10 protein-coding genes are annotated in these 13,489 nt (G+C 72.5%); 4 read left to right on the plus strand and 6 right to left on the minus strand.

Annotation, left to right across the window (positions count from 1 at the left end):
* Positions 1–619, minus strand: a 619-nt coding sequence (gene wrbA, locus ABTY20_RS23675) for an NAD(P)H:quinone oxidoreductase (RefSeq protein ID WP_351999031.1), incomplete at its 3' end; no start/stop codon positions are given.
* 154 nt (positions 620–773) lie between these two features.
* Here wrbA and sigJ point away from each other — a divergent pair.
* Complete coding sequence (gene sigJ, locus ABTY20_RS23680; protein WP_351999032.1) at positions 774–1,712, plus strand: RNA polymerase sigma factor SigJ; 939 nt, start codon at positions 774–776, stop codon at positions 1,710–1,712.
* 53 nt (positions 1,713–1,765) lie between these two features.
* Here the strand turns inward: sigJ and ABTY20_RS23685 are convergent, their stop codons facing one another.
* Genes ABTY20_RS23685 through ABTY20_RS23705 form a run of 5 tightly spaced genes read right to left on the minus strand, consistent with a single transcriptional unit; the run spans position 1,766 to position 7,349 of the window.
* A complete protein-coding gene (locus ABTY20_RS23685) occupies positions 1,766–2,437 on the minus strand; it encodes a TRM11 family SAM-dependent methyltransferase (RefSeq protein ID WP_351999033.1) in 672 nt (223 codons plus the stop codon).
* A gap of 4 nt (positions 2,438–2,441) precedes the next feature.
* Complete coding sequence (locus ABTY20_RS23690) at positions 2,442–3,707, minus strand: MFS transporter (RefSeq protein WP_351999034.1); 1,266 nt, start codon at positions 3,705–3,707, stop codon at positions 2,442–2,444.
* On the minus strand, positions 3,704–5,053 hold the full coding sequence (locus ABTY20_RS23695; protein WP_351999035.1) for an ATP-grasp domain-containing protein: 1,350 nt from the start codon (positions 5,051–5,053) through the stop codon (positions 3,704–3,706). The genes ABTY20_RS23690 and ABTY20_RS23695 overlap by 4 nt, the downstream gene beginning before the upstream one ends.
* Complete coding sequence (locus ABTY20_RS23700; RefSeq protein ID WP_351999036.1) at positions 5,050–6,351, minus strand: ATP-grasp domain-containing protein; 1,302 nt, start codon at positions 6,349–6,351, stop codon at positions 5,050–5,052. The genes ABTY20_RS23695 and ABTY20_RS23700 overlap by 4 nt, the downstream gene beginning before the upstream one ends.
* Positions 6,348–7,349: a PLP-dependent cysteine synthase family protein gene (locus tag ABTY20_RS23705; protein WP_351999037.1), complete on the minus strand. Its 1,002-nt coding sequence runs from the start codon at positions 7,347–7,349 to the stop codon at positions 6,348–6,350. The genes ABTY20_RS23700 and ABTY20_RS23705 overlap by 4 nt, the downstream gene beginning before the upstream one ends.
* A 227-nt stretch (positions 7,350–7,576) precedes the next feature.
* Between ABTY20_RS23705 and ABTY20_RS23710 the strand changes: the two genes are divergently transcribed.
* The 3 genes from ABTY20_RS23710 (at position 7,577) to ABTY20_RS23720 (ending at position 13,296) form a co-directional block, all read left to right on the plus strand.
* On the plus strand, positions 7,577–11,491 hold the full coding sequence (locus ABTY20_RS23710; protein WP_351999038.1) for an amino acid adenylation domain-containing protein: 3,915 nt from the start codon (positions 7,577–7,579) through the stop codon (positions 11,489–11,491).
* Positions 11,491–11,742, plus strand: coding sequence for a tautomerase family protein (locus tag ABTY20_RS23715; RefSeq protein ID WP_351999039.1), 252 nt, complete (start codon positions 11,491–11,493; stop codon positions 11,740–11,742). The genes ABTY20_RS23710 and ABTY20_RS23715 overlap by 1 nt, the downstream gene beginning before the upstream one ends.
* A gap of 678 nt (positions 11,743–12,420) precedes the next feature.
* The gene (locus tag ABTY20_RS23720) at positions 12,421–13,296 is read left to right on the plus strand and encodes a LuxR family transcriptional regulator (protein WP_351999040.1); all 876 of its coding nucleotides are present in this window, start codon (positions 12,421–12,423) and stop codon (positions 13,294–13,296) included.
* Positions 13,297–13,489 lie beyond the last annotated feature (193 nt).

Raw genomic sequence — 13,489 nt, forward strand, 5'->3', positions numbered from 1 at the left:
CATCCGGGCCACCCACGCCGTCAGGTCGACCGCGACCTGTTCGTAGGCGATCGTCGTCTCCAGCACCGACGAGACCCCCGGGAGCAGCCAGTTGAGGAGCGCTCCCGTCGGCCACGTGGGAGGCGCCGTAGGGGTTGCCCAGCTGGTTCATGACCGGGTCGGTGTAACCGGGGGGCACGATGATGCCGCCCCAGTGGTAGAACGTGTTCGCCAGCGCCAGGAGGGTGGATTCCTGGCCGCCGTGCGCGGTACCGGAGGTGGTGAAGCCCGAGTACACCTTGCCCGCGAGCTTGCCCTGGCCCCACAGCGGTCCGGTGGTCTCCATGAACGCCCGCAGCTGGCTGGCCGGGTTGCCGAATCGGGTCGGGGTGCCGAGCAGCACCACGTCGGCCCACTCCAGGTCGTCGTGGCTCGCCAAGGGCACATCGGCGGTGTCCTGAAGGTGCTGGGCCCACTCGGCCCTGGAGTTGACCGCCTCCTGCGGAGCCGTCTCCGCGACCTTGCGCAGCCGCACCTGCGCGCCGGCCTTCTCCGCCCCCTCGACGGCTGCCTGTGCCAAGGTGTGCACATTGCCCGTGGAGCTGTAGTAGATGATCGATACGTTCACGGATTCCGGCATCGGTTGCCTTCCTTCTTCATCGGGATACTGTTCCGTCCATCGGTTACGACGACGCAGCCCTGCGTAATGTGAGGCGCCGCGCCACCTCACAGTTCGCCGCGGTGTCTCGTCGGACCGAACGGGGACACAGCGACCGAGGGAGTGGGCGACCACCATGACCGACCCGTCCGATTCCGGGCACGGCCCGCTCGACACGAGCCTGAGCGCGGTCATCAGCGAGCGGCACCAGCTGATCAACCTCACGTACCGGCTCCTCGGCTCGCTGACCGAGGCCGAGGACGTCGTGCAGGAGACCTACACCCGCTGGTACGCCATGACTCCCGAACAGCGGGAGGCCGTCGAGTCCCCCGGTGGCTGGCTGACGACCGTCGCCAGCCGCATCTGCCTCGACCTGCTCGGCTCGGCACGGGCCAGGCGGGAGCGGTACGTGGGCGAGTGGGTCCCGGAGCCACTGCCCGCGGCCACGGAGTGGATCAGCGGGCGGTGGAGCGGCGGCACCACGAACGATCCGGCCGACCGGGTCACCCTCGACGAGTCGGTCAACATGGCCTTCCTCGTCGTACTGGAGTCGATGACGCCGGCCGAGCGCGTCGCCTTCGTCCTGCACGACGTCTTCCGCTACTCCTTCGCCGAGGTGGCCGACATCGTCGGCCGGACACCGGCGGCCTGCCGCCAGCTGGCCTCGTCGGCCCGCCGCCGCATCCGCGGGTCGCAGTCCGCCGCGGCACCGGCGGCCAGGAGCGCCGACCTCGTCAGGGCCTTCAAGGAGGCGTGGGAGGCCAAGGACATCGAGGCCCTCATCGGTCTGCTGGCCCCCGACGCCACGGCGACCGGCGACGGTGGCGGACTCGTGCGGGCCGTGATCCGTCCGGTCGAGGGCGCCGAGCAGATCGCGCGCTTCTTCGCCGGCCGGATGGAGGCGGTGCCCGACCTGACGCTGGTGGAGAGCACGGTCAACGGTCAGCCGGGCCTGGTCGCCCAGGTGGACGGCGTCCCCGTGTCGGTGCTGGCGTTCGACGTCGCGCAGGACCGGATCAAGCAGATCTGGTCGGTGCTCAACCCCGAAAAGCTCCGGGCCTGGCGGGAGGTCTGATCCGGGTCCCCGGTGTGGTGGGGCCGGCCGGCGCCCGTCGGGGGCGGCCGGCCTCACTTCCGGGCCATCAGCAGGTACTCGTGCGACCGGTTCGTGCGCATCGGGTCGCCCTCGTCCTTGACCGGCCAGTCGTAGAGGTGGACGCGCTCGTCCCCCAGGGTCAGATGGCGGCCGAGCACGCGCGCGGCGTCCCAGGCCAGCGGGACGAACCGGTCCGCGATACGACGGTTCTGGACGGCGACGACCGCGTGGGCACCCGGTCGCATCACCCGTGCGACGGCCGCGAAGGCCTCGTCGAGCGCCGCCAGGTAGGCGTCGTAGTCGCGCAGCGCGTACAGCTGGCCCGGGTCGGGTGCCTCGAGGTCCAGGTCGGTGCCGAAGTACGGCAGGTCGCACAGGACCAGGTCCACGGTGTCCGGGTCGAGCGGAGGTGTGCGGGCGTCGCCGCAGAGCATGCGCTGCTCCGGGTAGCGCGCGACGCGCTGCCGTGCCTCCTGCGCGCGGGACGGGTTGATCTCGATGCCGATCCCGCGCCGTCCCTCGGCCGCGCAGGCCACCAGGGTGGTGCCCCAGCCGGCGAAGGGATCGAACACCAGGCCGCCGGGCTTGCTCAACTCCGCGATCAGCGGCCGCAACTGGCTGACGAGCCCGCTCTGTCCCGCGGCCCCCTCCCGGGCGAACTCCGGGTCCTCGTCGCCGAGTACGCGCCAACTGGACATCCCCATGGGGTCACGCAGCCTTTCTGGTCGATCCGGTTCGGGAAGCGGCCGCTCCGGCCTCGGGCGGCACCGGGTGCACCGAGGCCGGCGGCAGGTCGCGTTCGAGGCGCAGCACACCCAGGGCGGAGCCCGCCGTGGCCACCGCGAGCACCAGCCACATCCCGGTGGCCGACACCGACAGCAGGGCCGTGAACACGGTCGGCGCGAGTGCGATGGGCACCGCCCACGACAACTGGTAGACCGCGAGGTGGCGGCCCCGGGTCTCCTCCGGCGCGGCCTGGGCCACCAGCGCGGAGGCCGTGGCCCCGTGCAGCAGCTCGCCCGCGGTGAACGCCGCGGTCGCGGCGAACACGCCGGCGATCAGTACGGCACCGGTCGACAGGACGCCGAGCACCGCGAAGCCGACGAAGGACAGCGCGAAGATGCCCGCTCCGAGCGCCACCGCACGCGTTCTGCGGTACTTGACCAGGACCCGGGTGACCGGGATCTGCAGCACCGCGATGCCGACCGTGTTGACCGCGTACAGGACGCCCACCAGCGATACGGGCGCGTCCAGTTCGCGGGTGAGGTACACCGGGAGGGCCACGGACAGCACCATGTACCCGAAGGCCGTCGGGACGTTCAGCAGGGTGAGGCCCAGGAACGGCCGGTTGCGCGCCACCATCCGGTAGCCGCCCCTGCGGGAGACCCTGCCGCCCCCGGACCGTGCCGGCGTGCCGGTGCGGATGGTGCTGAGCAGCCCGGCGGACAGCAGGTAGCCGGCGGCGGCCCCGAGCACGACGAAGTAGAACCCGGACTCGTCGAGGGCGAGGGCCGCGCCCGCGAGGAGTCCGCCCACGCCCATCCCGGCGTTGCGCAGACTGCGCTGCAGGGCGAGCAGCTTGTCCCGCTCGGTGCCCTGCACGATCTCCGCCACGAAGGACTGGATGGCCGGCGGGTAGGAGGTGTCGCCGAGGGCCACCGGCAGCATCACCGCGAACATGGCCGCGCCGTTGTCGACCAGGGGGTAGGCGCAGAACGCCGAGGCCCGCAGCACGTATCCGCCCACCAGCACGGTGCGGGCGCTGAAGCGGTCGATGAGGACGCCGGCGACCGGGTTGCTCACCAGGCCGATGACCGCGGCCGTCGTCACGATGGCGCCGACCTGGGTGAGCGGCAGACCGGTGACGTGATGGAAGTAGAGGAGCGACAGCGGCAGGTACATGCCGCTGCCGGTCGCGTCGACGACCATGCCCAGCATGTACTTGAAGCGGACGGAGAACGGCTTGCGCGTCATGACGCCTCCGCCGGCTCGGCGTTCCGCCCGGGCCGGGCGGCGTCCCCGGGCGGCGCCACGATCTTCGTCCCGGCGACGATCCGGGCACCGAGGTCGCGCAGCCGGCGCTCGCACTCGACGCGGGTCGGGGCCGAACCCACGGCCGCGGTGAGGAAGTCCGCGGAGCCCGCGGCCGGGGCGATCACCTGGCCCTCCTCGGCGAAGAGCCAGAAGCCCTCCACCCACTCCTCGTCGGGGACGGCGGGGAGCGAGCGCACCAGGCCGGGCCGCTTCATGGTGAGCACCTGCCCCGACATGCAGCGCGGTCGCAGCGGTGCCCCGTCGTCCGTGGCGCCCTCGATCACGGGCAGCGGGAGGCCGGCCTCCGCCCGGGTCACCTGCACGGCGAGCTGGATTCCGAAGAGGGTCTCGAAGACCTCCCGGATCTTCGCGCCGCCCGACCGGCCCGCGATCTCGCACAGCACCAGACGGTCGTCGGGCGTGTGGAAGACCTCCGCGTGGAAGGCGTGGGTGCGCAGCCGCGAGCCCTCGGGCCTCAGGGCCGCCAGGGTCCGCTCGACCAGCGTGAGCAGCCGGGGGGTGAGCGGGTCGTCCACGTCCAGGGTCAGGTCGACGCGCGGTCCGGGGTCGGCCCCGAACGAGGCCAGGTCGTACTGGTACTGGGAAGGCCAGGCGGCCACGGTGCGGCCGTCCACCACCAGCCCGTCGACGTGGCACATCCGCCCGGGCACGTAGGCCTCGACGAGCAGGTCGTCCCGCGGGCCGTCCCGGTAGGCCCGGGCGAGCCGCAGCTCCAGCTCGTCCCGGTCGGCGATGACGCTCAGGCCGATGGAGTTGTAGCCCGCCCGGTTCTTCAGCACCACGGGGAAGCCGTGCCGCCCGGCGAAGTCGCGGGCCTGCCGGGCGGTGCCCGGCACGGTGTGCGGGGCGACCTCGACACCGGCCTGCCGCGCCAGCCGCTTCATCAGGGCCTTGTCACGGAAGGGCGCGATGTCGGCGCTCCACGCCCCGTCGAGGCCGAGGCGCTCGCGCAGGCGGGCGGCGAGGGCCACGTCCGCCTCGTGGTGGGCGATGACGTGGGTGATCCGGTACTCCTCGGCGAGGGCGAGCGCGCGGGCCGGCACCTCCTCGTCGTCGAGGGTGTCGAAGAGTTCGAGGTGGGTGAAGTCGTGGTCGGCGGCTCCCGGGATCTCCTCGCCGGCCAGTTCGATCTTGTCGCGGGCGGCGAGGACGACGATGTGGCCGGGGTACGGCGTGCGGCCGTCGAGGCCGGGGGCGTCGCCGTCCAGCCACCGGCGGTAGGGGAAGGCGGCGAAGGGGTTGCGGTGCAGGACGAGGACGCTCACGACCGGATCACCGTCCGTTCGCTCACCGGGGCGGCTTCGGCCAGGCGCGGCCGGCCGTCGGGGCCCCTCGTGCGGACCTTCAGCACGTCGCCGACGAGTTCGGCGCCGCGCCGGATCGCCGCGGTGGTGTCCTCGCCGGTCACGGCGAGCAGGCCGAGGCGGTCCCAGTTGTCCCGCAGGGGACGCACCGTCTCCCCGGGCCTGGCACTGATGCGCACCGCCAGTACGTCGGCGAGGGCCTGTGCCTCGGGCACGCCGTCGACCGACTCCACGACGTCGCCCGGCCGGCCCACCACCGACCGCACGGCGGCCCCGCCGCGCGCCTCGGGCCGGTCGGGGAGTTCCCCGGCCAGGCCGAAGGGTGCGGCGAGGGCGAGCTTGACGGTGTCGATGCCGTAGACGCTGTGCACCAGGTCGGTGATGGCGTCACCGGCGATCCGGTTGTGGCTCTCGATGACGCGGGGGCCGCGGGCGCCGATCCGGATCTCGGTGTGGCAGACACCGTCCTCGACACCGATCCGGTCCAGGAATCCGATGACGGCCGCACGGACCCGCTCGTCGACCGCGGCACCGATCCGGGCGGGGACCGCGTGCCCCAGTTCGGCGAAGTGCGCGGGGTCGGTGAACTTCTCGGTGACGGCGATGACGACATGGCGTCCGGCGGAGCTGAAGGACTCCACGCTGTACTCCGGGCCGTCGAGGTACTCCTCCATCAGGAAGTCCTGGAGCAGCAGCAGCGTCGAGACCCGGTCCGTCCTGGTGCCGGACAGCCGCCGCACCTCGGCCCAGACCCGCTCGGCGTCGGCGGGCCCGTCGAGGCGGTGCACGCCGATACTGGCGGTGGCGTCGGTCGGCTTCACGATGAAGGGGTAGCCGTGCCTCTCCCCGAAGGCGTCCAGGTCCTCGCGCACGCGCAGCGGTTCGGCGCGGACCGCGTCGGGGTCGAGCCCGGCCAGGTGCTCGCGCATGACCGCCTTGTCGCGGAGGCGCCGGGTCACCTCGTGACCGGTGCCGCCCAGGGCGAACAGGTCGTTGATGCGGGCCGCGTTCTCCAGGCCCGGCTCGGTGATCGAGGTGGCGGCGGTGAAACCCGGGGTGTCGTGGAGCCGCTTGGCCAACGGCTCGACCAGGTCCCATCGGGTGTAGTCGACGACCTCCACGTGGTCGGCGAGGCGCTCCTGCTCGGCGGTGACCTTGGTGGGGTGCTGCAGCAGCAGGACGTACAAGCCCAGTTGCTTGGCCTTGGCCACCGTTTCGTCGGTGGCACCGACGAGCAGCAGCGAACGCTCGGGATTCATGTGTCGGTGGCGCTCCGTTCCTGTGTGCGGGCCGGTCGCCCGTGCGCGGGTTCTGCGGGGTGGGCCTCGGACCACCAGCTGAGGTAGCGCTCTCCGGTGTCCGGGAAGACGGTGACGACCGTGGCACCGGCCAGGTCGTGCCGGCGCGCGAGTTCCACGCAGCCGTACGCGGCGGCGCCCGACGAGACGCCGACCAGCAGTCCGGTGGAGGCGGCGATGGAGCGGGTGGTGGCCGCGGCGTCCTCGTCCTCGACGGCGATCACTTCGTCGATGACCGTGACATCGGTGACCGGGCTGGTGAATCCGCCGTTCAGGCCGGGGATGCGGTGCGGTCCGGGTTCGCCGCCGGACAACAGGGGCGAACCCGCGGGTTCGACGGCCACGACCCTCACCCGGGGGTTGCGCTCCCGGAGGAAGCGGGCGATCCCGGTCAGGGTGCCGCCGGTGCCGACGCCGCACACCAGGTGGTCGACCCGGCCGCCGGTGTCCCGCCAGATCTCCGGGCCGGTCGTCTCGTAGTGGGCCCGTACGTTGTCGGCGTTCACGTGCTGGGCGGCGTACCAGGATCCGGGGATCGCGGCGTGCAGTTCCTCGGCGCGTTCCACACAGCCGGCGAAGCCGAGGGCGTGGTCGGTGAGTTCGACCTCGGCGCCCAGGACGCGCAGGGCCCGCAGGCGCTCCCGCGAGGCGTTGTCGGGGAGCACGATCCGGCAGCCGTAGCCGCGGGCGGCGGCCAGGGCGGCGAGGGCGATCCCCGTGTTGCCCGAGGTGGACTCGATGATCGTCGCGCCGGGACGCAGGGTCCCCGCCTCCTCGGCGGCGCGCAGCATGAACAGGGCGGCGCGGTCCTTGATGCTGGACAGCGGGTTCACCGCCTCCAGCTTGGCCAGCACCTGGGCGCCGGCGGGCAGTCCGGCGAGCCCCAGCCGCAGCATCGGGGTGTTGCCCACGAGTTCCTCGAGTGAGCCGACGACACTGCCGGTGAACAGTTCGGTCACAGGGCCCTCCGGATCGGTTCCGTCCGGCACGTGCCGCGGGTGCGGTGCGCCCCGTGGGCACGTGCCGGTCCCGAATCTGCCGCGCCCCGTGCGCGATGACCACGCGGTCCATGGTTCGGGTTGCCGCACTGCATTGATTGCGGGGGTCGGCCGCGGCGCCGCCCGTGGCCCGAATCCGTACGTTCGAGCCGGAGGTCGAAGACCTATCCGATTACGGGGATGCATTGATGAAGAGACAGGACACCGGCGGGACATGCCTGCCCGATCTGCTGAACGCCCAGGTTCGTGCCCGTCCCGGCGACATCGCCGTCATCGACGAGGGCGAGTCGCTCACCTTCCGCGAGCTGGCCGACCAGGCCGACGACGTCGCCCGGTACCTGCACCACCTCGGCGTCGGCGCGGACGACTGCGTGGGGCTGTTCGTCGAGCCGTCACTGGACCTGATGATCGGCGCCTGGGGGATCCTGCGCTCGGGCGGGGCCTATCTGCCGCTCTCGCCCGATTACCCGGAGGAACGCATCCGCCGCATCGTGCGGGACGCCCGCACGGGCGTCGTCCTCACGCAGGGCCTCCTGCGGAACCGGCTGGTGGAGTTCCTCACCGCGGACACCGTCGTCGTCACCCTCGAGGACGTCGTGGAGTTCATGAAGGACCGGTCCGGCGCGGACGCCGCCGAGCTGCCCGACGGCCCGCGCCCCGCGGACCTGGCGTACGTCGTCTACACCTCGGGCAGCACCGGGGAACCCAAGGGCGTGGCGATCGAACACCGGTCCGTCGTCCACCAGATGCGCTGGCTCGCCGACGCCTTCGCGCTCGACGCGGCCAAGACGGTCCTGCAGAAGACCCCGATCAGTTTCGACGCCGCCCAGTGGGAGATCCTGGCCCCCGCCTGCGGAAGCCGGGTCGTGATCGGGTCCGGTGGCATCCACCGGGACCCCCCGCGCCTCATCGAGGCCGTCACCCGTCACGCCGTCACGACCCTGCAGTGTGTGCCGACCCTCCTCCAGGCCCTCGTGGACACCGACGAGTTCGGCCGCTGCACCTCGCTCACGCACCTCTTCAGCGGCGGCGAGGCGCTGTCCCGCACGCTGGCGAGGAAAGTGAACCGGACGCTCCCGGGAACCACCCTGGTCAATCTCTACGGCCCCACCGAGTGCACCATCAACACCTCGGCCCACACCGTCGACCCCGCCACCCTCGACGAGGGACCCGAGAGCCTTCCGATCGGCACGCCCGTGCCCGGTCTGAGCTATCACATCCTGGACACCGAGGGCCGCCCTGTGGCCAACGGCGGGACGGGTGAACTGCACATCAGCGGTGTTCAGTTGGCGCGCGGCTATCTGCACCGGCCCGAACTCACCGCGGACCGTTTCCGGCCGAACCCGCAGCCGCGGCCGGGGGCGTCCGACGGGGAGTCCGGGCACGACCGGCTGTACCGCACCGGTGATCTGGCCCGCTGGAACCCCGACGGGAGCGTCCAGTTCACGGGCCGGGCCGACAACCAGGTGAAGCTGCGGGGCTTCCGGATCGAGCTGGACGAGATACGCCTGGCCATCGAGGCCCACGACTGGGTGAGGAACGCCGCCGTGCTCGTGCGCACCGATCCGCTCACCGAAGCCCGGAACCTGGTGGCGTGCGTCGAACTCAGCCCCAGGGAAGCCGCGTTGATGGACCAGGGGGAGTTCGGCCGGCACCACGTGTCGAAGTCGTCCAAACTTCAGGTCAAGGCCCAACTGTCGGACCCGGGAGTACGGGACGCGGCCGATCTGTCCGGGCGGCCCACCGTGCGCCTGCCCGGCGCCACCGCGGGCCCCGAGCAGCGGCGCCGGGCCTTCGCCCGCAAGACCTACCGCTTCTACGAGGGCGGCCCGCTCAGGGCCGCGGACGTGCTGGCGGCGATCGAACGGCGGACCGAGGGGGCCGGGCCGCGCCGTCCCGAAGAGCTGACCCTGGACGAACTCGGGGTGATCCTCCGTGACTTCGGACAGCACCACAGCGACGAGCGACTGCTGCCGAAGTACGCGTACGCCTCCCCCGGATCCCTCTACGCGACACAGCTGTACCTGGAACTCGCCGGGGTCGGCGGCCTGGCGGCGGGGCACTACTACTACCACCCGGTCCGCCACGAGCTGGTGCTGGTCCACGGCCTCGGGGCGGCGGCCCGCCCCGGGGCCCGGGTGCACTTCATCGGCCGCAGATCGGCGATCGAGCCGGTGTACAGGAAGAACATCCACGAGGTCCTGGAGATCGAGGCCGGGCACATGGCCGGCCTGTTCGACGAGGTGCTGCCCGCACACGGCCTCGCCCTCGCCGAGGCGGCGCACGACGGCTCCCTGGTGCGGCTGCTGGGCTGCGACCGGGACGACCACTACCTGGGCTCCTTCGAGCTGGTGCCCTGGACCGCGGCACGGGCTCAGGCACCCGCACAGCGCTCCCTCGACGTCTACGTGCAGTTCCATCCCGGCAGCGAGGCCGGGCCGCTCAGCGGCCAGTACCTGTACCGGGAGGGCCGGCTGCACCCGATCAGCCGCGAACTGGTCGCCAGACGGCACGTGGTCGCCATCAACCAGGCCGTGTACGACCGGTCCGGTTTCGGCATCACGCTCGTCAGCCGCGCCGCCGAGCAGGGCAGGGAACGGAGGGGCTACCTGGACCTGGGCCGCGAGGCGCAGCACCTGATGATGAACACCTGCCGCCTGGGCCTCATGCCCGCCGGGTACAGCTCGCGCACCGGAGACGACCTGCCCGCCGCCAGGCGCATGACGGCGATCCTGCGCGAGGCCCTGCGGCCCACCGGACCCTCGTACTTCTGCGTCGGCGGCACGGTCAGCGAGGAGCAGCTCCGCCACGAGGGCATGCACGAGGACCAGGTGCACATGAAGGGGCCGGAGGAGCTGATCAGGGACGATCTGGCCTCGTCCCTGCCCGAGTTCATGCTCCCGAGCCGGATCCTGGTGGTGCCCGAGCTCCCGCACACCCCCAACGGCAAGCTCGACACCAGCGCCCTCGAAGGGTACGTCGACGAGACGGCGGCACACGCCCGCCCGGTGGTGGAGCCGCGCAACCGGATCGAGGCGCGGCTGTGCGGTCTGTGGAGGGCGGCCCTGAAACGGGACTTCGTCTCCGTGCACGACGACTTCTTCCAGCTCGGCGGGAACTCACTGATCGCGGTCGCCCTGGTCAAGCGGATCAACGAGGCGTTCGGCTGCACCGTGCCGCTCCAGCTGCTGTTCGAGGCGACCACGGTGGCGAAGCTGGCCGAGGCGGTGAGCACCAGGGCCGCCGCCCACGCCTCCCGGATCACCCCGCTGCGGTCCGGGGGCGGCGGTCCGTCCGTCTTCTGCTGGCCCGGGCTCGGTGGTGTCACGATGAACCTGCGGCTGCTCGCGGCCCGCGCACCCGGGGACCGCCCGGTCCACGGCGTCCAGTCGTACGGTGTCAACGAGGGCGAGACGCCGTTCGCGTCCGTCGAGGAGATGGCCGCCGACGACGTGGCGGCGCTGCGGCGCGTCCAGCCGGAGGGGCCGTACACGTTGTGGGGCTACTCCTTCGGCGCGCGGGTCGCCTTCGAGGCGGCGTGGCAGCTGGAGCGGTCGGGGGAGCGGGTGGAACAACTCTTCCTGCTGGCTCCGGGATCGCCGCGGGTGGCCGGCGCCCCGCGGACGGCGCCGGCCGCGGCGGTGGCCGACTTCGCCGATCCCGTCTTCACCGCCATCCTCTTCTCCGTCTTCGCCGGGGAGCTCCCCGGCGGCCCGGACCTCGACGAGTGCCTGCGCCGGTCCACCGACGCGGAGGACTTCGCACGGTTCGTCGACCGCCGGTTCCCGCAGCTGGATCCCGGGCTGATCCGCCGCGTGGTGGCCGTGGTCCGCCGTACCTACGGGTTCGCCCACGAGCCCGTCGACCTGGCCGCACGCCGGGTCTCGGCGCCCGTCACCGTGTTCCGGGCGCGTGACGACGCGCCCTCCTTCATCGAACGCGCGCAGGACCGCGCGACACCACCGCCCACCATCGTCCAGCTGGAGACCGATCACTACGGGGCGCTGCGCGACCCGGGCGTCGGCGAGCTGGTCAAGGCCCTCCAGCGCGCCACACCACGACCCGCACCGCGCTCCGCGACACGACGGACAAGGACGCCCTGATGCCCCACGTGACCATTCGGCACTTCCCGAAGTCCCTCACCGCCGAGCGGCGGTCGCACCTGGTGGAGCTGGTGACGGCCGCCGTGCGGGAGGCGTTCGAGGTCGAGGAGGAGGTGATCTCCATCGCGCTCGTCCCCGTCGCGCCCGAGGACTGGGACACGGAGGTCCATCAGCCCGAGATCGTCGCGCACCGCGAGAGGCTGGTGAAGGCGCCGGGTCATCGAGCGGCCCCGCTCGACCCGCATGGCTAGAGTATCGAGCCAGGATCACTGGGGTGACCGGCGAACGGGGTTGCGACTTCCGGAGTGTTCACCAAGGATCTGACGGGGGGGTGACTGCCGACGGGGGCGGAGGGCCTGTGGGCGGCTGTCGTCCCGGGGAGCCGGTCGTGAGGGGCCGGGGATCGGGAAACGGGGGGAATCACATGGGCGTGCGCCGCTGCCTGCCGGGACCGGGGCTTCCGGCGGGGCCGTCGGAACCCGAGGGGCAAGCGGGTCCCCGCCGGCACGTGTCCTCGTCCGGCGGCCGCGCCCGTCGTTCCCGCGGGCTTCCCCCGCACCGGGCGGGCGCGGCGGGAGCGGGTACGGCCGGCCGGCGGTTCTCCACCCCGGCCCCGTCCGTGGTCCCGTCGCCCGCTGCCGGGTGACCACCCGCCCGGTCGCCGCCGTCCGCGGCCCCCGCCGCCGGAGGGCCACCGCGCGACGGCCCGCTCCCCGTGCCGCCCTGCGCCCGCGGTGCTCCCGGGGCCGGCACGGCCGGGTCGAGCCGGCCCGTCGCGGTGCGGTCCCGCCGGAGCACCTACGTCCTGCTGCTCCCGGGTACGGCCCCGCTCCGGCCACGCGGCGGAGGACCCCCTCGCCGGCCGGGGTCACGGGACACCCGTGGCCCCGGCCCCGTGCCCAGGTTGAGTCCACGGAAAGGATGACGTCATGAGCGCAGGCAGCAGCCGGACGCGGGAGACCCTGTCCCCCGCCGACTCACCGCTGGAGTCCCTGCTGCGGATCGCCGACACCCTCGGCAGCCTCGAACGGTACGCCACGAAGACCGCGGGTCGGCTGCTCCTCGCCGAAGGCACCGGCACCGGGACTCCGGGCCTGATCCGGTACGTCGAGGGCCCGGGGGCCGTCCAGGAGGCGGTCAGTGACGCGTTGTGGCGGGCGAAGCGCGAGATCCTCACGGCCCAGCCGGACGAACCGGGTCCCGGAGCCACGCCGGACTGGCTCCATGCGGCGGTGCGCGCCCCCCTGACCCGCCGGGTCCCGATGCGTGCGCTCTTCCAGCACAGCGCCCGGTTCTCCGAGCCCGCGAAGAAATACGTGCAGAAGGTCATGGAGCACCAGGGTGTGGAGGTGCGCACGCTCCCGGAGTTCTTCGACCGGCTGATCGTCGTCGACGGCGAGGTCGCCTTCATCCCCGGCGCCGAACGCTCCCACAGCGCGGCGGTGATCCGGGACGGCGCCGTCCTCGCGTTCCTCGGGGGCGTCTTCGAGGAGGCCTGGGTACGGGCCGAGCGGTTCCCGTTCCGGCCGGTGCGGGCGGCGGACGCGGCCCGCGAGGTGGTGCCCGACGTGCGTCAGGCCATCAAGGCCCTGCTGATCGAGGGCCGCTCCGACAAGGCGATCGCGCGCCGCCTCGGCATGAGTCTGCGGTCCGTGCAGGGGCACATCGCCTCGCTGCGCAAGCAGTACGGCGCCGAGCACCGCTTCCAGCTCGGCTACCGGATGGCGCGCGGCGAGTACGCCGCCACGCACCCCGTCCCGGCCGGTCCCGCCTCCGACTGCGCGCTGTCCGCCGACGAAGCCTGAATTCGTCCCGAACCGCCGTATGATCAGGAAATAGGCATAAGCCCCACGCGCCGGCACTCAACCTTGACAGCAATCTATCCGATTAACATACTCAAGCATGCGTGGGGCCCGACGGGGTTCGCGGTTGCCTTCGCGCCGTCGGGGGGACGTCCGTGAAGCGCGACGACTGCGTCCATCCGGTCCGCCTTCCGCA

The organism is Streptomyces sp. NPDC126497 (assembly GCF_040302425.1).
Classification (GTDB): Bacteria; Actinomycetota; Actinomycetes; order Streptomycetales; family Streptomycetaceae; genus Streptomyces.